General features: G+C 42.0%; 14 protein-coding genes and 1 pseudogene. 14 read left to right on the top strand and 1 reads right to left on the bottom strand.

Annotation, left to right across the window (positions count from 1 at the left end; all coding sequences use genetic code 11):
* The first annotated feature begins 48 nt into the window (after window positions 1-48).
* From murF to icd, 13 genes and pseudogenes are all read left to right on the top strand, one after another.
* Window positions 49-1,419 carry a UDP-N-acetylmuramoyl-tripeptide--D-alanyl-D-alanine ligase gene (gene murF, locus O3621_RS08450; RefSeq protein ID WP_371514055.1) on the top strand — a complete coding sequence of 457 codons (1,371 nt, stop codon included), beginning with the start codon at window positions 49-51 and terminating at the stop codon, window positions 1,417-1,419.
* Window positions 1,409-2,020 carry an NUDIX hydrolase N-terminal domain-containing protein gene (locus tag O3621_RS08445; protein WP_371514054.1) on the top strand — a complete coding sequence of 204 codons (612 nt, stop codon included), beginning with the start codon at window positions 1,409-1,411 and terminating at the stop codon, window positions 2,018-2,020. Before murF ends, O3621_RS08445 begins: the two co-directional genes overlap by 11 nt.
* Window positions 2,021-2,127: 107 nt before the next feature.
* Window positions 2,128-2,814 carry a TIGR02206 family membrane protein gene (locus O3621_RS08440; RefSeq protein WP_371514053.1) on the top strand — a complete coding sequence of 229 codons (687 nt, stop codon included), beginning with the start codon at window positions 2,128-2,130 and terminating at the stop codon, window positions 2,812-2,814.
* An 18-nt stretch (window positions 2,815-2,832) separates the two neighbouring features.
* Window positions 2,833-3,519, top strand: a complete 687-nt coding sequence (locus O3621_RS08435) for a TIGR02206 family membrane protein (RefSeq protein ID WP_002896107.1) — start codon at window positions 2,833-2,835, stop codon at window positions 3,517-3,519.
* A 67-nt stretch (window positions 3,520-3,586) separates the two neighbouring features.
* Window positions 3,587-3,880: pseudogene (locus tag O3621_RS08430) on the top strand (hypothetical protein).
* 172 nt (window positions 3,881-4,052) lie between these two features.
* Complete coding sequence (locus O3621_RS08425) at window positions 4,053-5,597, top strand: peptide chain release factor 3 (protein ID WP_371514052.1); 1,545 nt, start codon at window positions 4,053-4,055, stop codon at window positions 5,595-5,597.
* A gap of 53 nt (window positions 5,598-5,650) precedes the next feature.
* Complete coding sequence (locus O3621_RS08420) at window positions 5,651-7,015, top strand: UvrD-helicase domain-containing protein (protein WP_125445239.1); 1,365 nt, start codon at window positions 5,651-5,653, stop codon at window positions 7,013-7,015.
* 12 nt (window positions 7,016-7,027) lie between these two features.
* Complete coding sequence (locus O3621_RS08415) at window positions 7,028-7,711, top strand: DarT ssDNA thymidine ADP-ribosyltransferase family protein (protein ID WP_125445238.1); 684 nt, start codon at window positions 7,028-7,030, stop codon at window positions 7,709-7,711.
* A 1-nt stretch (window position 7,712) separates the two neighbouring features.
* Window positions 7,713-8,447 (top strand): hypothetical protein, encoded by a 735-nt coding sequence (locus O3621_RS08410; protein ID WP_314448450.1) that lies wholly within the window; start codon window positions 7,713-7,715, stop codon window positions 8,445-8,447.
* Window positions 8,448-8,616: 169 nt separating this feature from the next.
* Window positions 8,617-9,525 (top strand): magnesium transporter CorA family protein, encoded by a 909-nt coding sequence (locus O3621_RS08405; RefSeq protein WP_314448449.1) that lies wholly within the window; start codon window positions 8,617-8,619, stop codon window positions 9,523-9,525.
* A gap of 212 nt (window positions 9,526-9,737) precedes the next feature.
* Window positions 9,738-12,401: an aconitate hydratase AcnA gene (acnA, locus tag O3621_RS08400; RefSeq protein ID WP_371514051.1), complete on the top strand. Its 2,664-nt coding sequence runs from the start codon at window positions 9,738-9,740 to the stop codon at window positions 12,399-12,401.
* A 2-nt stretch (window positions 12,402-12,403) separates the two neighbouring features.
* On the top strand, window positions 12,404-13,522 hold the full coding sequence (locus O3621_RS08395; RefSeq protein WP_002900853.1) for a citrate synthase: 1,119 nt from the start codon (window positions 12,404-12,406) through the stop codon (window positions 13,520-13,522).
* Window position 13,523: 1 nt separating this feature from the next.
* On the top strand, window positions 13,524-14,720 hold the full coding sequence (icd, locus tag O3621_RS08390; protein ID WP_371514050.1) for an NADP-dependent isocitrate dehydrogenase: 1,197 nt from the start codon (window positions 13,524-13,526) through the stop codon (window positions 14,718-14,720).
* A gap of 31 nt (window positions 14,721-14,751) precedes the next feature.
* Here icd and O3621_RS08385 read toward each other — a convergent pair whose 3' ends face one another.
* The gene (locus O3621_RS08385) at window positions 14,752-15,150 is read right to left on the bottom strand and encodes a hypothetical protein (protein ID WP_371514049.1); all 399 of its coding nucleotides are present in this window, start codon (window positions 15,148-15,150) and stop codon (window positions 14,752-14,754) included.
* Window positions 15,151-15,507: 357 nt separating this feature from the next.
* Here O3621_RS08385 and O3621_RS08380 point away from each other — a divergent pair, with 357 nt between their 5' ends.
* Complete coding sequence (locus O3621_RS08380) at window positions 15,508-17,079, top strand: DEAD/DEAH box helicase (protein WP_371514048.1); 1,572 nt, start codon at window positions 15,508-15,510, stop codon at window positions 17,077-17,079.
* Window positions 17,080-17,340: the final 261 nt, after the last annotated feature.

Here is a 17,340-nt window from a genome sequence, read left to right as displayed (position 1 = left end):
TTTTCGGTCCTTTCTTTTTGCAAGCAAACCGAAAAACGAGGAAGAAGTATGAAATTAGATTTATATGAAATTGCAGAAGTCCTGTCTGCGAAAAATGATGTGACTCAGTTTGAAAATGTTGCGCTTAGAAATGCTGAGTTTGACAGCCGCTTGATTGAGTCGGGTGACCTTTTTGTGCCACTCAAGGGGGCGCGTGATGGCCATGACTTTATCCCAACAGCCTTTGCTCAGGGTGCTGCTGCCACCTTATCTGAGCATCCAGTGGCAGAGGGGGCTTATATCTTGGTCGATGATGTCCTGACGGCCTTTCAGCGCTTGGCTCAGTATTATCTGGAAAAGATGCAGGTGGATGTGCTGGCGGTGACAGGCTCCAACGGTAAAACGACAACTAAGGATATGCTGGCTCAGCTACTAGCAACCAGCTACAAGACCTATAAGACACAAGGTAATTACAATAACGAAATCGGTCTGCCCTATACGGTTCTTCACATGCCTGAGGACACAGAGAAACTTGTTTTAGAAATGGGGCAGGATCACTTGGGCGATATCCATCTCCTGTCGGAACTTGCCAAACCTAAGACGGGCATTGTAACTCTGGTCGGAGAAGCCCATCTGGAATTTTTCGGCAGCCGAGCTGAGATTGCCCAAGGCAAGATGCAGATTGCAGATGGCTTGAGAAAAGAAGGTCTTTTGATCGTTCCGGCAGATAAGATTGTCAATGAATTTCTGCCAGCAGACTGCAAACTGGTTCGCTTTGGTCCTGATGCGGATATCTTCCTGACGCGTCTGGAAGAGCGCAAGGACAGCTTGAGCTTTGAATGCAACTTTTTGGAGCAGAGGATTGACCTGCCTGTAACTGGCAAGTACAATGCGACCAACGCCATGATTGCAGCCTATGCAGCTTTGCAGGAGGGGGTATCTGAGGCGGCTATTGCTCAAGCCCTTTCTGAGCTAGAGCTGACCCGCAATCGAACAGAGTGGAAGAAAGCTGGTAATGGCGCAGATATCCTATCGGATGTCTACAATGCTAATCCAACAGCTATGCGCTTGATTCTTGAGACTTTCTCGACCATTCCGGCCAATCCAGGCGGACGAAAATTGGCGGTGCTGGCGGATATGAAAGAGCTGGGAGCGGACTCTAAGTCCATGCATGGCTCGATGATTACCAGCCTCAATCCAGAAATTGTGACCGACCTTTTCCTCTATGGACAGGATATGGAAGCACTCTATAACTATGCCAAGGAAATCTACCCTCCAGGCAAGGTGCATTACTTTATCAAAAATGACGAGAAAGACCAGTTTGAACAGCTGAAACAAGCTGTCAGAGAGAGTCTGACCCCTACCGACCAAATCCTTCTCAAAGGCAGTAATTCCATGAATCTGGCGAAGCTGGTAGAGGACTTGGAAGATGGAAACTAAAGAAATTGCAAAAACCATTCAACGTCTCCTTTCTATTACAGAGACAGGTCTAGCATTTAGTTGTGATGAATTTGATCGAGAACGTTACTTAGAACTCCGTCAGCTTTTGGGACACCTCCTGGCTGATTGGTCAGATTTGGATGGGAAAGAATTGGCAGAGCTGTTGCGCCCAACGTATTTTTATGCCACTCCCTTGATTGATGTCCGCGCCTTACTGGTTCGAGACGGAAAAGTCTGTTTAGTCAAGGGTAAAAATGAGAAAACTTGGGCTTTACCTGGCGGCTTTTGTGAAGTCGGCCTATCTCCTAAGGAAAATATCGTCAAGGAAGTCCAAGAAGAAACGGGATTTGATGTTTCAGTTTCTCGTCTGCTTGCAATTTTTGATACTAATAAATTTCAATTTCAGAGTAAGCAATATGCTAAACTGGTCTTCGAGTGTCAGATAGAGGATGGAGATTTTCAGCCTAATACAGAAATAGAAGAGTTAGCTTTCTTTGCTATCCAATCTTTACCAGAATTATCTTCTAAGCGGACTACAAAAGAACAGTTGGAAATCCTTTGGGAGATTTGTCAAGGAGATAGAGAACAGTATTTGGATTAGTTAAGTAAGTTTCTGGGATACTTTTTGTCTGAAAAAGCTAGAAATTATTGCAACAACAGGCAAACTCAGCCTTGTTCAAATCTTATATTAGAATGGGAGCCTAGGAGATGGGAATAAGAGATATGTTTACAACCTATAAAACCGAACCGCCTCAACTGGGACTTTGGTATTTTGTTCTTTTGGGGCTGGTCTTTGCGATTATCTGGCTTTCCTATCGCTACTACAATCGGAAGTCTTACCAGCAGCTATTTGTCGGTATGCAAGCTTGCCAACTTATAGGCCTCTATTCTTGGTATATGCTGACTGCTGCCCCGCTGTCTGAGAGTCTGCCTTTTTATCATTGCCGCCTGGCTATGTTTGCCTTGATGTTTCTGCCTAATCGCTCAGTGTATAAATTTTATTTTGCGCTTTTGGGGACTTTTGGATCGATTGTAGCCTTTATTTATCCAATTTTTGATCCCTATCCTTTTCCTCATATCACTATTTTGTCCTTTATTATTGGCCATCTAGCGCTCTTGGGAAATTGTTTGATTTATCTTTTCAGATATTATCATACTTTCTCTATGAGCTGGCAGCGAGTGGTGTGGACGACCTTTATGATGAATGCTTTTTTGCTTGTTATCAATATGTTGACAAAGGGTTCTTATGGATTTCTCACAGATCCGCCGCTTGTTGGCAATCACGGACTCCTGCTCAATTATCTGCTTGTCTCAATCGTCTTAAGTGCAGCAATCTGTTTGGTTTCTAACATTTTTAAGCGCGTGGAGCAGACCAAGACAGTCACTCTAACCTAATCATCTCATGGAGGATTTATGAAAGATTTTTTAACTACGACAAAAACGGTGGCACCGCCCATCTCGATTTTATGGTATGCTGTGATGATTGCTCTGGTCTTGCTGTCTATTTGGAGTTCGCTCAAATACCATGATAATCCGCGTTTTGTCAAGGCTTTTAAGTGGATTCAGATTGCTCAACTGCTGATGCTTTATAGCTGGTATTTTGGTTTTAGGATTCCCTTTTCCAATAGTCTACCTTTTTATCATTGCCGCCTGGCTATGTTTGCGGTGGTCTTTTTGCCAGACAAATGGCGCAGTAAGCAGTATTTTGCTCTATTAGGAGCCAGCGGAGCGGTCTTTGCCTTGGGCTATCCAGTCTTTGACCCCTATGATTTCCCGCATATTACCAGTTTCTCTTTCCTGATTGGCCACTATGCTCTCTTGGTAAATTCCTTGATTTATTTGATGAATCACTACGACAAGAGCCTGCTCAAGAAATATATGATTGTAGCTTACACCTTTGGGCTCAATCTTTTCCTAGTCGGCGTTAATCAAGTGACAGGAGGCAATTACGGTCTGCTAAAAAGTCCGCCTTTTATCCCTAACGCACCCCTATGGCTAAAGTATCTTCTTGTGTCAGTCATCCTTTCTCTAGCCCTGGTTCTCTTTGATATATTGTTTAAGAAACGGTGGAAAAAGCAGTTAAGTCTGGTCCGCAGTTAATTCACTTCGAATTTGTAGCTCCTGTCAAGTTAATGTGGCAGGATTTTTTTATTAATTATGACTTGCTTTGCTTCTAGTAACAAATGGGCTGTTTGTCTATCAACTCTTTAAGCTAGTTCAACTAGACGATTCTATTAGCGGAATGAAACATCCCAAATTTTAGGCTTTCTTAACAACTGGCGGATGGCTTGATCCTCTATCTCTTGAAAGGGAATAAGGCCATTTTTTCCATGACATCTGAAGAAAAAGAAGAACTGGAAATCAGAAAAAACGCCTGCTCTATTTACTGGTTTTAATCTTAATCTTTGCAATTTTCCTCTTTAGCAGTGTCATTGTCAGGGTTTTAAGGAAATTTCATTGACATAGGAGAATAAAATCGCTCGAAAGGGCGATTTTTATCTTCTTTAGATAATTGAAAAAAAGCGCTAAATCCGCTATAATAGGTAGGTTGAAAGGATTGAAATACTCCGATGTAAAATAAAAAAACAAATACTAAGATTCACCATTATCCTAAATGAAAGAAAGAGAAGAAGATGACTTTACAGGAAGAAATTAAGAAACGCCGGACTTTTGCCATTATCTCCCACCCGGACGCGGGGAAGACGACTATTACGGAGCAGTTGCTCTACTTTGGGGGCGAGATTCGTGAGGCTGGGACAGTCAAGGGAAAAAAAACTGGTAATTTTGCCAAGTCTGACTGGATGGATATTGAGAAGCAGCGGGGGATTTCAGTGACTTCCTCTGTCATGCAGTTTGACTACGATGGCAAGCGGGTCAATATTCTGGATACACCGGGGCACGAGGACTTCTCAGAAGATACCTATCGGACCTTGATGGCAGTGGATGCTGCGGTCATGGTTATTGACTCGGCCAAGGGTATTGAGGCCCAGACCAAGAAGCTCTTTGAGGTTGTCAAGCATCGGAATATTCCGGTCTTCACTTTTATGAACAAGCTGGACCGTGACGGTCGCGAGCCCTTGGACTTGCTAGAAGAACTAGAAGATATTTTGGGCATTGCCAGCTACCCGATGAATTGGCCGATTGGGATGGGGAAGAGCTTTGAGGGTCTTTATGACCTCTATAATGAGCGGCTGGAGCTTTATAAGGGTGAGGAGCGCTTTGCAACTCTGGCAGAAGGAGATCAACTGTTTGCTTCTAACCCTTTCTATGAGCAAGTTAAGGAAGACATTGAGCTCTTGAGCGAAGCTGGGAATGAATTCTCGGAAGAAGCGATTTTGGCTGGCAAGCTGACACCTGTTTTCTTCGGATCGGCCCTGACCAACTTTGGCGTCCAGACTTTCCTGGAAACCTTCCTCAAGTTTGCTCCGGAACCGCATGGCCACAAGAAGACAGACGGTGAGGTAGTCGAGCCACTCAGCCCAGACTTTTCAGGCTTTGTCTTTAAGATTCAGGCCAATATGGACCCGCGCCACCGCGACCGTATCGCTTTTGTTCGTATCGTTTCTGGCGAGTTCGAGCGAGGTATAAGTGTCAATCTGCCACGCACTGGCAAGTCTGCTAAGCTGTCTAATGTTACCCAGTTTATGGCAGAAAGTCGGGAAAATGTGACCAATGCTGTAGCTGGTGATATTATCGGGGTTTATGATACGGGGACTTATCAGGTCGGTGATACCTTGACTGTAGGCAAGAATAAGTTTGAATTTGAGCCACTGCCAACCTTTACTCCAGAGATTTTTATGAAGGTTTCAGCCAAGAATGTCATGAAGCAAAAATCCTTCCATAAGGGGATTGAGCAGCTGGTGCAAGAGGGAGCCATCCAGCTTTATACCAACTACCAGACGGGCGAGTACATGCTGGGCGCTGTCGGTCAGCTCCAGTTTGAGGTCTTCAAGCACCGCATGGAAAATGAATACAATGCTGAAGTGGTTATGAATCCTATGGGCAAAAAGACTGTCCGTTGGATTTCACCAGATGACCTGGACGAGCGTATGTCTTCTAGCCGTAACATCCTAGCCAAGGACCGCTTTGATCAGCCAGTCTTCCTCTTTGAAAACGATTTTGCCCTGCGCTGGTTCGCGGACAAATATCCAGATGTTAAATTGGAAGAGAAGATGTGATTCTAATAGGAAATAGTTTGCTTTGTAATATCATGATAGTTTAGGGGGATATAATGAAGAAACTTACGGGAGAACAAACGAAAATTCTTTATTTGCCAGATGAAAAAAATTTGGTTATTCTAGGTGCCGCTGGAAGCGGAAAATCCTTGGTGGCTTTATATAAATCAGTCTATTTAGCTATAAAGTATCCAAGTAAAAAAATAGGGATTGTTTGCTTCAATAAACCTATCATTGAGCAAATTAAAACACAACATTTACCACAATTATGTCAGAATTTGCAGATTCAAGTCCCAAGAAATATTTCTGTTACAACATACCATAGCCTAGTTTGGAATACGTTAAGAAAATTAAATTCAGGCAACGAAATAAAATGTTTAGATTTTATAAAAGTTGATGAAAAGGAAAAATGTATAAACGATTCTATAAAAAAACTGGCAGAAATAGAAAAGTATACAGACAGCAGAATTCTTAATAGAGAAATAGATTTTTTTAAAGAAGAGATTTCCTGGCTGCAAGGAATGATGGTTAAAACGGAAGAAGAATATCAAGAACTTGAAAGAACAGGAAGGGGACGAAAAAATCCAGTTAACAAAGGAGAGGAGAGAGAGTTAGTTTATAGGATATTTAAAGGGTATAAATATTATAGAAGTCAATTGAATCCACCTAAATATTTTGATTATGATGATATTTCTTGGAAATTAGAGGAGAGAAAGGAGCGTATACCGGATAAAGATAAGTTTGATTTCTTAATTATAGACGAATTTCAAGATATGGATAAAGCGAAGATACAATCTTTAACCTATTTAACTAAGGAAAATGGAGCTTGTATTTTATTAGGGGATTATGCTCAACAAATTTTAGGAACTAAGATTTCCTTTAAACAATTAGGTGTCAATAATATATCCAAAGAGACTTTTGTTAAAAATTATAGGAATACAAAACAAATTAGTAATTTGGCAAATATATTGATTGAAAAGGGCTTTATAACGGAAGAAGAGGATGAAAAAATTAGCCGAGTTTCGTCTAGAAGAGATGGAGAAATACCACAATTACAACAGGCTAATAGTTTTGAAGTATACAAAAACATTATTTCGAATTTTTTTACGAATAAAATAGGTAGCAATGGAATTATTCTAATGGATCCAACTTCTTTTAAAACTATAGCAAAAATTTTAAAGGGTCTGAACTTAGATAAATATGTTGAGCTTTATACTATTAATCAAGTCAAAGGTTTAGAATTTGATAATGTCTTAGTACTTGATATAGATAAAAGCAAATACATAGAAGATTATAGCAATCTTGAAGATAATGAAAATAATGAAGTTGCAAAACAATTATATGTTGCAATTACTAGGGCAACTACTAATTTGGCTTTAACATATCAAAACTATGATATGAATTTTTATCTTGGTGGATAGGGGAAGGTTAATGTGAATCAAGAAATTGTTTTTAAAAAAGGCATAACTCGTCTTTGCCATTTTACAAAGTCTTCCAATCTTCCTTATATATTAGGAATTGGTGATGAGGAGGCTAATGGTATTATTTCTAATAAAGCGATTAGAGACTCTGAATGCAAGTTTTTGAAATTAAATGATATTCATCGTTATGATAATCGCCCTGAATTGATATGTCTTTCCGTAGAGTATCCAAACTTTTTCTTTTTTGAAAAATCAATTGAAAAAGAAAAAGAATCGCTTTTGAATGATTGGGTTGTCTTGCTAATTTCGCCTAGTATAATTAATGAAGAGACATATTTTTGTCCTGTCAATGCTGCAAAAAACAGAGGTGCTCATATAGGTAAGGGGAGCCAAAAGTTTATGGAGTTATTTAATACAGAGGTTCTAGGGCTTAATCGTAGTGTCTCAATGTTACCTAATATACCAACCAATAATCAAGCAGAAGTTTTATCTCCAGATATGATTCCGAAAGATAAAATAATAGGTTTGGTTTTTAGTAGCAAAAAGCAAGCTAGGGATGAAGTGTTAAGATTAAAGTTGTGTCAGATAGAATTAAGGAATTTAAAAATATATTACTCTCATGAATGGTTTAAGAGAAATTCAGCATACAGTATTATGCAAGGAAAAGTATTAAAATTATACGAATTGGAGGAGTAGAATGGCAGAGAGATTTGTCTATATATATGAATCAAGTTCAAACAGTTTTAAAAAAGAGAATATAAAATTCAATTGGTATCCGGGTTTCTCAGTTTCGCAAAAACAAAGATCTATACATTCTCTTCACAAAGAATTCAAAGAAAAATTTGGGAATTTAAAAGTATTAGAAGTTTCCACTGCTTCTGAAGAAGAGTTTGGGAAAGAATGTAGTGCCTTTAATCTTCAACTTACATTGCGTAATGGTAATAAATACTCTGTAGAATCTTTATTTCAGTCTTCTAAAGTGTTTAAGAATTATGGACTTGTAAATCAAGATTTGGATTTAGATGCCAAGGCAGTAAAGAGACAAGTTCGTTCAATTGAGGTAAATGATAAATTAATTGAATTCGATTTTTTAGGAGTAAAATTTCCTCTGCTACCACGTACTTATTTTTATAACTGGTTATACGTAAATGCGTTATTTCAAAATACAGAATTATCTAATTTCATTCTTCAATACGATGCTTTTACCGATATAAATTTTAATCCAAACAAATCTATAAATTGCCAGGCTGAGGCTTGCTCAATATTTTTATATCTGGCTAAGAATTCCTTATTAAACGATTCAATTCGAAGTCCTAAAAAATTTTTAGAGCTCGTTTATAGGAAAAAAGATAAAGAATTTATTTCTGAATTAGGAGAAATAGAAAGCGAAACAGAAACAGATATTGAAGGAGAACAGTTGACCCTTTTTTAAAAAAATAGCAACAATTTTCAAAATAAAGAATTAGAAATTATTAGCAATTAATGAGAAAACTAAAAGAAAAGGCAACTTTTATAATTGGATTAACATGCATTTATATTCAAAAAGATAGAAGGTAAGATAATTTTGTGAGCACTAAGTGTTCCTCATAGAAAGGAGCTCCATGTTTTTGGAAAGAAAACTAAAAGATCAGTCTGTCTGGATCAACATTGACTCAGATAGTTTCAAAAAGAACGCCCGGATTTATCAGGATTATGAGATTGATAAAGAGACCATCGAGTATGCGCTTGATAAGAACGAGCGGGCTCACATGGACTACAATCGTGAGAATGGAACAGTTGTCTTTATCTACAATGTCCTTAATCTAGCGACAGATAAGGAATATTATGAAACGATTCCCATGACCTTTGTAGTGCAGCAGGGGCGGCTCATTACTATCAGCAACCAAGACAATGCCTATGTTGTGGACATGATGAAAGCCTATACTGAGTGCCATGAGCCAGTATCGGTCTATAAGTTTCTCTTTGCTAGTCTAGAGTTAATCTCCAATTCTTACTATCCGGTTGTTGAGCGGATGGACAAGCGTAAAGATGAGATTAATGCTCTCCTGCGTCAGACAACTACCAAAAAGCATCTTTTTGCTCTGTCTGACTTGGAAACTTCTATGGTCTATCTAGTTGCTGCAGCTAAGCAGAATCGCATGCTCCTAGAGCATATCAAAAGTCATGGCATTTACCGACGTTTTGATGAATTAGAAACCGAGCAGTTTGAGGATGCTATGATTGAGGCTCGTCAGCTCGTTTCGATGACTGATCTGATTGCTCAAGTTCTCAGCCAGCTCTCTGGCTCCTACAATAATATCCTGAATAACAATCTGAATGACAATTTGACGGTCTTGACCATTATTTCGGTCCTTTTGGCAGTACTCGCAGTTATCACGGGTTTCTTTGGTATGAATGTTCCTCTGCCCTTGTCTAATAATAAAAACGCCTGGATTTATATTGTTGTCATTAGTTTGATCATCTGGGGACTTCTAACCAAGCTTCTTAAATGGTTAGCCAATAAGAAGTAAGCATTTGAAATTATTTTACCTATAACAAGCACTGAGAATGGTGCTTGTTTTTTTCTTACTTAGGAAAGAAAATGATTGGTACAGTTGGTCTATATTTTAAAAACTGTTATTTTATGTAATAAAATATAACATAAAAATTATAATTTTTATTGCATAAATTTTCATAATAAAGTATAATATAAAACAATTTAAAATAAGTGAGGGGTAGAAATATGGCAGAATACCTAAGCAATTTAAATTATAAAGGCAAATTATACCGATATAATGACCTTGGGAAAGCCTCAGCTCTACTAGGAGGAGATATAGAAGAGCTTCCTTATTCTATACGAATATTATTAGAAAGTGTTCTTCGTAAGGAAGATGGTGTTGACGTAACAAAAGATAACATTGCTTCTTTGATGCATTATCAAGCTAAATCACCAAGCGGAGAAGTTCCTTTTAAACCAAGCCGAGTTATTCTCCAGGATTTTACGGGTGTTCCTGTTGTAGTAGATTTGGCTAGTATGCGCGATGCGATTGTTGGACAGGGAGGTCAGGCCAATCAGATTAATCCGGAGATTCCGGTTGATTTAGTTATTGACCACAGTGTTCAAGTGGACTTTTATGGCTGTGACACAGCTCTAGAGGCCAATATGAATCAAGAGTTTGTCCGTAACAATGAGCGCTACGAATTTCTCAAGTGGGCAGAAAAATCATTTGATAATTACCGTGCGGTTCCCCCTGCTACTGGGATTATCCATCAGGTCAATATCGAATTTCTCAGTGATGTCATCATTGAAAAGGATGGCCAACTCTATCCGGACAGCATGTTTGGGACGGACAGCCATACGACCATGATCAATGGTATTGGTGTTCTGGGCTGGGGTGTTGGTGGGATTGAGGCCGAGGCAGCCATGTTAGGTGAGGCTTCTTATTTCCCGGTTCCTGAGGTGATTGGTGTTCGTCTCTTGGGCAAGCTGCCTAAGATTGCGACAGCGACAGATTTGGCTCTAAAGGTCACGCAAATCTTGCGGCAGGAAAATGTTGTTGGTAAATTTGTCGAGTTCTTTGGGCCAGGCTTGTCTCATCTAAGTCTGGCTGACCGGGCAACGGTGGCTAATATGGCGCCAGAATATGGTGCTACCTGTGGTTATTTTCCGATAGATGAGGAAACGCTCAATTACATGCGTCTGACCAATCGATCAGAAGATCATATCGAGCTGACCCATCTCTATGCTCAAAAAAATCACCTTTTCTATGACGAAAAGATTGAGCCGAACTATACCAAGGTAGTCGAAATAGATTTGTCCAGCATTGTGCCGAGCATCTCAGGCCCCAAGCGTCCCCAAGATTTGATTGAATTAACAGCTGCTAAAGAGGAGTTTCAAGCTAGTCTAGTCAGAGAAGCGGGGGTCCGAGGCTTTGGTCTAGATGAGAGCGAGCTGGAAAAGTCAGCAGTAGTCCAATTTTCTGATCATGAGGAGACGATTAAGACCGGTCATGTGGCTATCGCTGCCATTACTAGCTGTACCAATACATCCAATCCCTATGTCCTGATGGCGGCAGGACTTTTAGCCAAGAAAGCAGTAGAAAAAGGCTTACAGGTTTCAAAGACTGTCAAGACTTCTTTGGCTCCGGGCAGCAAGGTGGTCACAGGCTACCTCAAGAAGAGTGGTCTTCAGTCCTATCTGGATCAGCTTGGTTTCAATCTTGTCGGCTATGGCTGCACCACTTGTATTGGAAATTCAGGCGATCTCCGACCGGAAGTGGCTCAGGCGATTACGGATACTGACTTGCTGGCTAGTGCTGTTCTTTCAGGAAATCGGAATTTTGAAGGACGGATTAATCCACTGGTCAAGGCTAATTTCCTAGCTAGTCCGCCCTTGGTAGTTGCCTATGCTCTAGCTGGAAATACCAATATTGATCTGACCAGCGAGCCGCTAGGTTATGATCAAAAGGGGCAGCCAGTTTATTTGATGGATTTGATGCCGGAGCACGACTTGGTAGCTGACTATGTTCAAAAATATGTGACGCGCCAGCTTTTTGAAAAAGAATATGCCCATGTGTTTGATGACAATGAAAAATGGAATCAGATTCCGACATCCTCTTCTCAAAATTATCAGTGGAATCAGGCTTCGACCTATATTCAAAATCCACCTTACTTTGATGGCTTGGCTGATGATTTAGTCATTCAGCCACTGAAAAATCTTGCTGTGCTGGCAAAATTTGGGGATACGGTGACGACAGACCATATCTCCCCAGCAGGAAATATTGCCAGAAACAGCCCAGCAGCTTCCTATTTGATGGAGCATGGAGTGGATTACCAAGAGTTTAATTCCTATGGAAGCCGTCGGGGTAATCATGAGGTTATGATGCGGGGGACTTTTGCCAATATTCGAATAAAAAACGAACTGGCGGATGGGAAAATTGGTGGTTACACAGATTATAAAGGAGAGCTGCTATCCATTTATGAGGCGGCCATGCGTTACAAAGAAGAGCAAATTGACACCATTGTCCTAGCTGGCAAAGACTACGGTATGGGCTCCAGCCGTGATTGGGCAGCTAAGGGGGCTAATCTTTTGGGTGTCAAGGTGGTGCTGGCAGAGAGTTTTGAGCGCATCCACCGGTCCAATCTGGTCATGATGGGGATTCTTCCTCTGCAGTATCTAGATGGCGATAATGCGGCTAGTCTGGGCTTAACAGGCAAGGAGACTTTCGACATCAATCTGCCACAGAATCCTCAAGTTGGTCAGCTAGTTGATGTGATAGCTCGGAAAGGTGTTGAAGAAATAGCTTTTCAAGCTCGGCTGCGCTTTGATGCAGAGGCGGATATCCGTTACTATGAAAATGGGGGGATTTTGCCCATGGTCGTTAGAAAGAAATTAGAGGAGGTGTGAGCATGAGTCAGACGGACGGTTTGAAAAATACCATTGCCTGTGATACCAGGATTAGCCAGATTGTGGATGATTCTTTGTCTTATGCAGGCTACAATATTTCTGAATTGGTAGAGCACCATGCGAGTTTTGAAGAGGTGATTTATCTGCTGTGGCATTTGCATTTGCCGACTCAGATTGAGCTTAAGCATTTTGAAGAAGATCTGCGAGCTAATTATGCCATTAGCGATGCGGTGGAGCAGTGCATCCTTATACAGTCCCGCAAGCACCTTCATCCTATGAGTGTCTTGCGCTCAACAGTCAGTCTTCTAGGGGTTTATAATGTCCATGCTGAGGAAGCTTCTCTAGAAGCGACCTATGAGCAGAGCATCCAGCTTATGGCAAAGATGCCGACTATTATTGCGGCTTTTGCCAGACTGAGGTCAGGTCAGACTCCGATAGAGCCACGGGAGGATTTGGGATTTGCGGCCAATTTCCTCTATATGCTCAAAGGACAAGAGGCGAGTGAGCTTGAAGTCAAAGCCTTTAACTGTGCCTTGGTGCTCCATGCCGACCATGAGCTCAATGCTTCAACTTTTGCGGCTCGAGTCTGCGCCTCAACCTTGACCGATATTTATTCCTGCGTGACAGCAGCTGTTGGAGCGCTCAAGGGCTCGCTTCATGGCGGCGCTAATGAATGTGTCTTTGATATGCTGAAAGAGATTAGAGCAGAAGGAAATTGCCAGGCCTATCTAGACCGCAAGCTGGCCTCTCACGAGAAGATTATGGGCTTTGGTCACCGGGTTTACAAGACCCAAGATCCGCGTGAAAAATACCTGCGTAAAATGGCCAAAGACTTGACACAGGGAACCAAGGACGAAGTCTGGTATCAGCTTTCAGAGGAAATTGAAGCTTATATGAAGCATGCCAAGCACCTGATACCGAATGTCGATTTTTATTCGGCTACGGTTTACCATGTACTGGGCATTGACAGCAGTATCTACACCCTGATTTTTGCTATGAGCCGGGTGGCTGGCTGGATTGCCCATATTCAGGAACAGCGCAAGAACAATAAGCTGATTCGGCCACGTTCTAACTATATTGGTGCTCAAGGTTTGGAGTATCTTCCCATAGGAAGGAGATAAAATGGCAGATAAGATTTTGTTTAAGAAAGGGCGGTTGCTGGTACCGGATGCTCCTATTATTCCTTACATCCAAGGTGACGGGATTGGGGTTGATATCTGGGAAAATGCCCAGCTGGTCTTTGATAAGGCAGTGGAAAAGGCTTATGGCGGCCAGAAAAAGGTTGTTTGGAAGGAAGTTTTGGCTGGGAAAAAAGCAGCAGACCTGACGGGTAACTGGCTGCCGGATGAAACGCTGACAACGATTAAGAGCCATCTAGTGTCCATTAAGGGCCCGCTAGAAACCCCAGTCGGAGAAGGGATTCGTTCCTTGAATGTGGCCCTGAGACAGGAATTGGATCTCTATGCTTGTCTGCGGCCGGTTCGTTATTTTAAGGGAGTTCCCAGTCCGCTCAAGCACCCCGAGAAGACTGATATCACGATTTTTCGGGAAAATACAGAAGACATCTATGCAGGGATTGAGTGGGAGAGTGGAACGGATGCAGTCAAAAAAGTTATCGATTTCCTGCAGGAGGATATGCAGGTTGACAAGATTCGCTTTCCAGAAAGCTCTGCTATAGGGATTAAGCCTATCTCTAAGCAAGGAAGCGAGCGGCTGATACGGGCGGCTATTGACTATGCACTAGCCAAAGGACTGAGCCGGGTGACTCTGGTCCACAAGGGCAATATCCAGAAATTTACAGAGGGCGGTTTTCGGAAATGGGGCTATGAACTAGCTCAAAGAGAGTATGTGGACGAGCTAGCTTCTGGAAAACTAGTTATTCAGGACATCATTGCGGATAATTTTCTGCAACAGATTTTGCTCTATCCAGAGAAATTTGATGTTGTCGCCTTGACCAATCTAAATGGTGACTATGCCAGCGATGCCTTGGCTGCTCAGGTGGGCGGGATTGGTATTGCGCCAGGAGCCAATATCAATTACGAGACCGGTCATGCTATTTTTGAAGCTACTCATGGGACGGCGCCAGATATAGCGGGTCAAAATAGGGCTAATCCCTGTTCTCTTCTCTTATCGGGCGCCATGCTCTTTGATCATATTGGTTGGTCAGAGGTCTCTCAGCTCCTGACTAAGGCTATTGAGAAGGCTCTCTTTGAGCAAAAAGTGACAGGCGATTTTGCCAGTCAGCTGGAAGGGGTGCCGGCTTTGACCACTAGTCAATTTGCCGAGGAGCTACTGGCTAATATAGAGAAGTGTTCATAATGAAGAAAAAAGCGATGGAGAAGCTGTCTATTTAGGAAGCCTCTTCATCACTTTTTTGTCTTTTTCGATATTCCAGTCCCCAGCCGATGATCCAGCAAAAGACGAGCAGATAATTTTCAATCCAGCCCAGTAGATTCGCTTGATTCGCCTTTTCCAGATAGCCTAGCAGATGGTTGGTGCCAAAGCCCAGCCCGCCCAGAATCAGTGCTAGCAAGGTCATACGCAGATAGAACCAATCATACTTTATGTTGGCGGCAATGACTAAAGGCAGAATAGCCAGATTCCAGAAACCAATTTCCCGCTGCCAGTAGGGAGCTAGGCCATAGATGGACTCATTGCCCAATAGCAGGGGCTGGAAAATCTGGATCATAGCTGCGCCCAGCATAGCTAAGATCAGTAAAATGAAAGTCACTCGTAAAAATTTATTCATACCTGTCTCCTTTCTTATTTGTAGATTATAATGTTTTTGAAAATGATTTTCAAGTTTTCATTTTTTACAAAAGAAAGCTCTAATAAAATATTTTACAGGCAAGTCCTATCTTTTTAGGTGCTTTTGTGGTATACTAGATTAGTTGCAGAAATACAGTTTTTCTATTCAGTGGGAGCTAGCGACCGAGTCGGCGCTTTTTTAGTGCCTGGACTTGAGAGCCCATATTTATGAAGAGAAGAGCGAATACTCTCAGAAAATCGAGATTTAGCAAGGGAAAAGAACTTGGGATGTTTCGATAGGTGAGTATCAAAAGCCTTATAAGGTGGCTTCGCACCGCCTTTAGAAAGAAGAAGAACATTGAAATTTAATGAATTACATTTATCTACTGAATTACTAGCAGAGATTGAAAAAGCTGGCTTTGTAGAAGCAAGCCCCATTCAAGAGCAGACGATTCCACTTGCTATGGCAGGTAAGGATGTCATTGGTCAGGCCCAGACAGGGACAGGAAAGACAGCGGCCTTTGGCTTCCCGACTTTGGAGAAGATTGATACAGATAATTCTGCTGTGCAGGCTTTGATTATTGCCCCAACCCGTGAATTGGCAGTGCAGAGTCAGGAAGAGCTTTTCCGTTTTGGCCGCAGCAAGGGCGTCAAGGTGCGTTCTGTCTATGGTGGCTCCAGCATCGAAAAACAAATCAAGGCCCTCAAATCAGGTGCTCATATCGTCGTAGGAACACCTGGTCGTCTCTTGGATTTAATAAAGCGCAAGGCACTTAAGCTGAATCAGATTGAAACCTTAATCTTGGACGAAGCGGATGAAATGCTTAACATGGGATTTTTGGAAGATATTGAGTCTATCATTTCCCGTGTGCCAGAAGAGCGTCAGACCTTGCTCTTTTCAGCGACCATGCCGGATGCTATCAAGCGCATCGGTGTCAAGTTCATGAAGGAGCCTGAGCATGTCAAGATTGCTGCTAAAGAGCTGACGACGGAGCTGGTGGATCAGTATTATATCCGTGTCAAGGAAAATGAAAAATTTGATACCATGACCCGCCTGATGGACGTGGAGCAGCCAGAGCTGTCAATCGTCTTTGGCCGGACCAAGCGTCGGGTGGACGAGCTGACTCGTGGCCTAAAAATCCGCGGTTTCCGAGCAGAAGGTATCCATGGTGATTTGGACCAAGGCAAGCGCCTCCGCGTTCTGCGCGACTTTAAAAACGGCAATTTGGATGTCTTGGTGGCGACAGATGTAGCCGCGCGTGGATTGGACATTTCTGGTGTGACCCATGTCTACAACTATGATATTCCTCAGGATCCAGAAAGCTATGTTCACCGGATTGGCCGGACAGGTCGTGCCGGTAAGTCAGGTCAGTCTATCACTTTCGTGGCGCCAAATGAAATGGGCTATCTGCAGATCATCGAAAATCTGACCAAGAAGCGTATGAAAGGCCTTAAGCCAGCGACTGCAGAGGAAGCTTTCCAAGCTAAGAAAAAAGTTGCTCTTAAGAAGATTGAACGCGATTTTGCGGATGAAAGCATCCGTTCTAACTTTGAGAAATTCGGCAAGGATGCCCGCAAGCTGGCAGCAGAATTCAGCCCAGAAGAGCTGGCTATGTATATCCTCAGCTTGACGGTGCAGGATCCAGATGCTCTTCCTGAAGTAGAAATTGCCCGTGAAAAACCATTGCCATTTAAACCGTCTGGCGGTGGCTTTGGCGGAAAAGGCAAGGGCGGTCGTGGCGGAAATAGCAACCGTCGCAACAATGACAATCGCCGTGACCGAGGTGGCCGTCGCGACCAATTTAAGAAAGGTCGTAAAGAAGAGCGGTTTGATAAAGAAAATCGCTACCGCAAGGACCACAAGAAGCCACGCAATACTTCTAGCGAAAAGAAAACCGGCTTTGTTATCCGTAACAAGGGTGATAAATAAAGCGAGGTGTTAACTAGAGTTGGCGACAATTTTAGCGTCGAGAGAGAGTATAAGTTCTCTCTTTTTGTTTGTTCAATAAATCTTCTTATTCTCAGTCCTGCCGAAATATATGTATGAGCCAATGTAGTTTCCTTAATCATGCTGATTGAACTTGCCCTGTTTTTCAAAGTAAATTATAGTCCCCTTACTTCTGCTGTGAACAGTTCTTGGTCTTCTTGCTATAGAACAGGATTCAAAGTATTTCAACTAATTTCGACATCA

The sequence above is a fragment of the Streptococcus sp. 20925_1_22 genome (assembly GCF_041431685.1).
Lineage (GTDB): Bacteria > Bacillota > Bacilli > Lactobacillales > Streptococcaceae > Streptococcus.
Note: the sequence above shows the minus strand (reverse complement) of the source record. Positions and strands in the feature narration are given on the sequence as shown.

Coding starts and splice junctions, on each gene's coding strand:
- icd (WP_371514050.1), top strand. CDS start 13,524: ATGGCAGATAAGATTTTGTTTAAGAAAGGGCGGTTGCTGGTACCGGAT.
- murF (WP_371514055.1), top strand. CDS start 49: ATGAAATTAGATTTATATGAAATTGCAGAAGTCCTGTCTGCGAAAAAT.
- O3621_RS08445 (WP_371514054.1), top strand. CDS start 1,409: ATGGAAACTAAAGAAATTGCAAAAACCATTCAACGTCTCCTTTCTATT.
- O3621_RS08435 (WP_002896107.1), top strand. CDS start 2,833: ATGAAAGATTTTTTAACTACGACAAAAACGGTGGCACCGCCCATCTCG.
- O3621_RS08440 (WP_371514053.1), top strand. CDS start 2,128: ATGGGAATAAGAGATATGTTTACAACCTATAAAACCGAACCGCCTCAA.
- O3621_RS08410 (WP_314448450.1), top strand. CDS start 7,713: ATGGCAGAGAGATTTGTCTATATATATGAATCAAGTTCAAACAGTTTT.
- O3621_RS08395 (WP_002900853.1), top strand. CDS start 12,404: ATGAGTCAGACGGACGGTTTGAAAAATACCATTGCCTGTGATACCAGG.
- O3621_RS08385 (WP_371514049.1), bottom strand. CDS start 15,150: ATGAATAAATTTTTACGAGTGACTTTCATTTTACTGATCTTAGCTATG.
- O3621_RS08405 (WP_314448449.1), top strand. CDS start 8,617: ATGTTTTTGGAAAGAAAACTAAAAGATCAGTCTGTCTGGATCAACATT.
- O3621_RS08425 (WP_371514052.1), top strand. CDS start 4,053: ATGACTTTACAGGAAGAAATTAAGAAACGCCGGACTTTTGCCATTATC.
- acnA (WP_371514051.1), top strand. CDS start 9,738: ATGGCAGAATACCTAAGCAATTTAAATTATAAAGGCAAATTATACCGA.
- O3621_RS08420 (WP_125445239.1), top strand. CDS start 5,651: ATGAAGAAACTTACGGGAGAACAAACGAAAATTCTTTATTTGCCAGAT.